Annotated in this window: 2 protein-coding genes; both read left to right on the top strand. The window is 60.4% G+C overall.

Annotated elements, in window-relative coordinates:
* The first annotated feature begins 65 nt into the window (after nt 1-65).
* Nucleotides 66-1,214, top strand: a complete 1,149-nt coding sequence (macA, locus tag ACZZ0G_RS29590) for a macrolide transporter subunit MacA (RefSeq protein WP_095118444.1) — start codon at nt 66-68, stop codon at nt 1,212-1,214.
* Nucleotides 1,215-1,216: 2 nt separating this feature from the next.
* Nucleotides 1,217-3,175, top strand: coding sequence for a MacB family efflux pump subunit (locus tag ACZZ0G_RS29585; protein WP_463558688.1), 1,959 nt, complete (start codon nt 1,217-1,219; stop codon nt 3,173-3,175).
* The last annotated feature ends 261 nt before the right edge of the window (nt 3,176-3,436 follow it).

Here is a 3,436-nt window from a genome sequence, read left to right as displayed (position 1 = left end):
ATGTTGTTTTCAATTGGAGCCCGGCGTTAAGCCGGGCTCACCCCTGAACGGACTTGTGGTCATTTATGGAAAAGTCGAAGTTGCGCAAAGTCGGTATGGGCCTGGCGTTGGTGGCAGTAGCGGGATTGGCGTTCTACGCGGTGCAGGCACCGGCCGAGGCGCCGCAATACCTGACCGCGCCGGTTGAACGCAGTGATATTGAAAACGCGGTGCTGGCCACCGGGTTGCTCGAAGGCATCAAGCAAGTGGACGTCGGCGCGCAAGTGTCCGGGCAATTGAAGTCGCTCAAGGTCAAGGTCGGCGACAAGGTAAAGAAAGGCCAGTGGCTGGCGGAAATCGATCCGCTGGTATTGCAGAACACCCTGCGTCAGGCCCAGGTCGATGAGGAAAACCTGCAAGCGCAAAAACGCGCGACCCAGGCTCAACTCAGGCAAACCAAAGCGATTTACGAGCGCTACAAGAACTTGCAGGACGACGCGTCGATCTCGCGCCAGGATTTTGAAACCGCCGAGTCGGACTATCAGGTGCAGCAGGCCAATCTGATGTCGCTGGACGCGCAGATCAAAAGTGCGCATATCCAGATCGACACGGCCAAGGTCAATCTGGCGTACACGCGCATCGTCGCGCCGATCGATGGCGATGTGGTCGGCGTGGTAACGCAGGAAGGGCAAACGGTGATCGCCAGCCAGTTGGCGCCGGTTCTGCTGAAGCTGGCGGATCTGGACACCATGACGGTCAAGGCACAGGTTTCCGAAGCGGATGTGATTCACATCGCGCCGGGACAAGAGGTGTATTTCACCATTCTTGGCGAGGACAAACGCTACTACGCGAAACTGCGCGGCACGGACCCGGCGCCACAGAACTTTCTTGAAACACCGCCCGCCGGAACGCCGAAGCAAAGCAGCGCGGTGTTCTATAACGCGTTGTTCGAGGTGCCGAACCCCGACCATCGTTTGCGCATTTCGATGACCGCGCAGGTGCGCATTATCCTCGACACCGCCAAGGCAGTGCTGACCGTGCCGGTGGCGGCGCTCGGGCCGCGCAATGCCGATGGCAGCTTTCCCGTGCGCGTGCTTGACGCGAAGGGCCACGCGCAGTCGCGCAATGTGCAGACCGGGATCAACAACAACGTCAAAGTGCAGATCAATGACGGCCTGGCGGAAGGTGATCGCGTGGTGATCGGTGATCCGCTGACCAATGTGGCGGGGGCTTGAGCATGACTGAGCCACTGCTACAGCTAACCGGCATCACCCGCAGTTTTACCGCCGGCGACCGCGAATTTCTCGCGCTGAAGAACATCAATCTGACGATCAATGCCGGGGAAATGGTCGCGATCATTGGCGCTTCGGGCTCGGGCAAATCGACCCTGATGAACATCCTCGGCTGCCTCGATTACGCCACCGCCGGCAGCTACAGGATCAACGGCCAGGAAACCCGCGATCTGGACAATCAGGCCTTGGCCGAACTGCGCCGCGACTACTTCGGTTTCATCTTCCAGCGTTACCACTTGCTGCCGCATTTGAGCGCGATGCACAACGTCGAGATGCCGGCGATTTATGCCGGGACGCCGCAACTTCAGCGCCATGCCCGCGCCCGTGAGTTGCTGGCGCGGCTGGGACTGGAAGGGCACCTGACGCATCGGCCGAGCCAGCTCTCCGGCGGTCAGCAGCAGCGGGTGAGTATCGCCCGGGCCTTGATGAACGGCGGTGAAGTGATCCTCGCCGACGAACCGACCGGCGCCCTCGACACGGCCAGCGGCAAAGAGGTGATGCGCATCCTGCTGGAGCTGCACGCTGCCGGGCACACGGTGATTCTGGTCACCCACGACCCGAAAGTCGCGGCCAACGCCGAGCGCATCATCGAAGTCAGCGACGGCGAAATCCTCAGCGACCGTGCGAACGAACGCGACACCACGCACTTGCTCAGCGAAGAACCGGTGACACCGAAAGCCACCGCTTCACGGCGCCTTGTCGCCAGTCTCGGATTGTTCAAAGAGGCGTTCGCCATGGCCTGGGTGGCGTTGATCTCCCATCGCATGCGCACCTTGCTGACCATGCTCGGCATCGTCATCGGCATCACCTCGGTGGTGTCGATTTCGGCGGTGGGCGAGGGTGCCAAGAATTATGTGCTCAAGGACATCGCCGCGATTGGCAGCAACACCATCGATGTCTATCCAGGCAGCAGTTACGGCGACAAGCGTGCTGCGGCCATCGAAACCCTGACGCCGGCCGATGTCACCGCGCTGAATCAGCTGTACTACGTCGACAGCGCCACGCCGATGATCGGCCGCAGCCTGTTGCTGCGCTATCGCAATATCGACCTGGATGCGCAGGTCAACGGCGTCAGCGATCAGTACTTCAAAGTGCGCGGAATCAAGATGGCGGCGGGTATCCCGTTCAGCGAAAACGACGCACGGCGTCAGGCGCAGGTGGTGGTCATCGATCACAACACCCGACAGCGTCTGTTCGGGCAAGACGTCGATCCGTTGGGCCAGGTGATCCTGATCGGTAACCTGCCGTGCACGGTGATCGGTGTGGCCGCGCAGGATAAGGGCCTGTTCGCCTCGGGCAAGACCCTCAACGTCTGGGTGCCTTACGAAACCGCCGCCGGGCGGGTGTTGGGCCAGCGTTATCTGGACAGCATCAGCGTGCGCATGAAGGACGGCCAGCCAAGCAAAGTGGTGGAAGAGCACGTCACCCAGCTGTTGCTACAACGTCACGGCACCAAGGATTTCTTCACCAACAACCTCGACAGCGTCTTGCAGACCGTGCAGAAGACCAGCCGCTCGCTGGCGTTGTTGCTATCGCTGATTGCGGTGATTTCCCTGGTGGTCGGCGGTATCGGGGTGATGAATATCATGCTGGTGTCGGTGACCGAGCGGACCCGCGAGATTGGCATTCGCATGGCAGTGGGCGCGCGGCAGTCGGACATTCGTCAGCAGTTTCTGGTGGAGGCGGTGATGGTTTGCCTGTTGGGTGGGGCGATCGGGATTTCCCTGTCGTATGCGATCGGGCATTTGTTTTCGGTGTTTATCAAGGAATGGGAGATGGTGTTTTCGCTGGCGTCGGTGTTGACGGCGGTGGTGTGCTCGACGTTGATCGGGATTGTGTTCGGGTTTGTGCCGGCGCGGAATGCTTCGCGGCTTGATCCGATTGAGGCGTTGGCGCGGGATTAAAAGCGGCCCTCATCATACCTGTTGGGGCATTGCTCAGGTCGTGATGTTGGGAGAATTGGCGGTGAATCAGGCATTGGTGCACGTCGCGGGATTGCCCTCACCCTAACCCTCTCCCAGAGGGAGAGGGGACTGATCGCGGTGTTCTTTCGAGGTACGCCGACTTGAAATATCGCGTCGAACTCAGGCTCGAAAACTACACAAATCTGCTCCCTTTCCCCCTCGCCCCCCCTTGGGGGGAGAGGGCTGGGGTTGATCTGGTCA

It is taken from the genome of Pseudomonas sp. AC169, from assembly GCF_979258515.1.
Note: the sequence above shows the minus strand (reverse complement) of the source record. Positions and strands in the feature narration are given on the sequence as shown.